Annotated in this window: 4 protein-coding genes; all 4 read right to left on the reverse strand. The window is 68.1% G+C overall.

What is annotated here, in order from left to right; genetic code table 11:
* A partial coding sequence (locus ACZ5CR_RS43890) for a phage tail tape measure protein (RefSeq protein WP_468868893.1) occupies positions 1–929 on the reverse strand: 929 nt, incomplete at its 3' end.
* A gap of 58 nt (positions 930–987) precedes the next feature.
* A complete protein-coding gene (locus tag ACZ5CR_RS43895) occupies positions 988–1,176 on the reverse strand; it encodes a hypothetical protein (protein WP_361843206.1) in 189 nt (62 codons plus the stop codon).
* 143 nt (positions 1,177–1,319) lie between these two features.
* A complete protein-coding gene (locus ACZ5CR_RS43900; RefSeq protein WP_468868895.1) occupies positions 1,320–1,907 on the reverse strand; it encodes a hypothetical protein in 588 nt (195 codons plus the stop codon).
* Positions 1,908–1,912: 5 nt separating this feature from the next.
* On the reverse strand, positions 1,913–2,167 hold a 255-nt coding region (locus ACZ5CR_RS43905), incomplete at its 5' end, for a phage tail tube protein (RefSeq protein ID WP_468868897.1).

The raw sequence follows: 2,167 nt of genomic DNA on the forward strand, positions 1-2,167 counted from the left end.
GTGTCCCACGCTTCGATACCGAGCTCCGACAAGCCCTTGCGCATCGCCTTGGTGGGCTTGGCGAGGTTCGTCAGCATCCCGCGCAGGGACGTTCCTGCTTTGGAGCCGAGGATGCCGGAGCGGGCCAGCATCGCCACCGCTGCCGACGTGTCCTCGATCGAGATACCGAGCTGGGCGGCGACCGGGCCCGTGTAGGACATCGCGTAGTAGATGTCCTTGAGCCCACCCGAGGCGGCGTTCGCCGACGCCGCGAGGACGTCGGCGGCACGACCGGCGTTGTTCGAGCTGAGCCCGAACTGGTCCATGACGTCGCCCAAATACCGGGCGGCGTCCGCAGCCGAGAGGTTGTCGGCCGCGGCGAGCTGCATCGCAGCACGCGCGTTCGCGATGGACGACGTACTGGTCTGGCCGGCCTTGGCCAGCTCCAGCATCGAATCCGCGGCCTTCGCCGCAGACGTGCCGGGGATCTTGAGGTCGGCGCCGAGCTCGCGGGCCTTCGCCGCGGCCTGCACCATCTCCAGGCCGGACGCGTTGGTGACCGCGCCCCACTTGTTGATGGCCCGCTGGTACTCGTTGCCCTCTTTCGCGATCTCCGCGAGCCCGGCAACGATGCCGCCGCCGACCAGGAGGCCGCGAAGGTGGTGGGCTTCCTGCCGGGCGCCGAGCAGCCCGTGGCGCAGCTGCCGCATCGACGCGTGCCCGTCCGCACCGACACGGCGCAGACCAGCACGTGCACGATCGGAATCGCGGGTGAGACCCCGCAGCCCGGTAGAGGATCCGCGGGCGCCGGTCCCGATCTGGGTGAGGTGCCGGTTGAGGGTGGCGGTGTCGCGGCCCAGGCCGCGCATGGCGCGGGAGGCCTGCCGGACCTCTGACAGGAGATGGGAGAAATCGGCTCGTGCCTGGACACTGAGCGTGTACGACGACACCGGCCGGTGCCCCTACCTCCCCGCGCCCCTCTCCTAGCCCCCCACCCTCAATGACCCGCTACTGCACGGCGCGCGGCACCAGGCCGATCCGCACCCCGTACCCGTCCGGACCGTCGGGCACCTGATCCTGCTCGTGCGCGATCAGCTCACACCCGGTGCATCGCACACTCGTGGTGACATACGCGAACCGGTCACCGCCCTGCTGCTCGTCCCACTCAGCCGACCGGGTTCCGCACTGATCACACATCGCCCGCTGGTACGCCACAAACGACAGAGCCTTCGCCCGGTCCAGCTCCGTCCAACGGCCATCACCCGCACCGAGGAACTGAGAATGGGGGATACCCCAGCGGTCGCACAGCTCCAACTCGGTGCGGAGCTGTACGTCCGTGATCAGCCTTTTCCCAGCTCCACCGTGCTGGTGCGGACGATCTGCTGCGCCTGCCAAGCCGCCGCGAACAGCGCATTGGACTCAGCGACCGGCCACGAATCGAGCAAATCCTGGGCGTCGTCTTCGCTCATGCCCTCCACGGTGTTGCGCTCGTCGTCCCGCTCGATGTGCGCGGCGGCGACCAGGGCCGCGGGGAACGTCTCAGGGTTCCAGGCATCCCCGTCCTCGGCCTGCGCCTCAGTCGGAGGGAACCGCTTGATCAGCCCATCCAGGATCGGCCGCGGCAGCGCCTTGAACGTCAGCTCGATCGAGAGGTTGTCGAAGAACTCCTGCGCATTCTCGACCTCCTCCTCCGCCTTCGCCGTCGCGTCGCTGTGCGCGCGGCCGTTCTCCGCATCCGCCATCCGACAGCGGGCAAGATCCCGCAGCATCTCGTCCAGGTGCCGCTTCGCATCCTGGTCGTCGCAGATCACCAGCGTGTACTCAGGCAGCTGTCGGGCACGAAGCCGGGCCAGCTTGCTCGCCCAATGCGCATCACGGGCAACAGCCTTGGCCGGCGGGACAGGAGTGGTCTCGGTCTCCGTGGACACCGGCATCACTTCTCGACCTTCGGCGCAGCTGGCACGGCGGCGTCCTGGGTCGGCTTCTCCGTGATCGAGAAGTTCACCGTGAACTTTGCGGCTTCGTTATCCGTGCTGTAATTCGGCGAGCGCGAGCCGATCCGCACCGGGAACACGTCCATGGACCGGGAGGCGGCGACGTCGCCCTTGCGGAGGAAGACGACCCAGCCGGTGTCGTCCTTCTTCAGCAACTGCTCGATCTCGTCCGACACCTTGTCCTCGTAGAAGCC

The sequence above is a fragment of the Streptomyces sp. NPDC031274 genome, assembly GCF_055570235.1.

Bases quoted from the DNA above. Each gene is read 5' to 3' on its own strand.
- ACZ5CR_RS43895 (WP_361843206.1), bottom strand. From the start codon at position 1,176: ATGTGTGATCAGTGCGGAACCCGGTCGGCTGAGTGGGACGAGCAGCAG.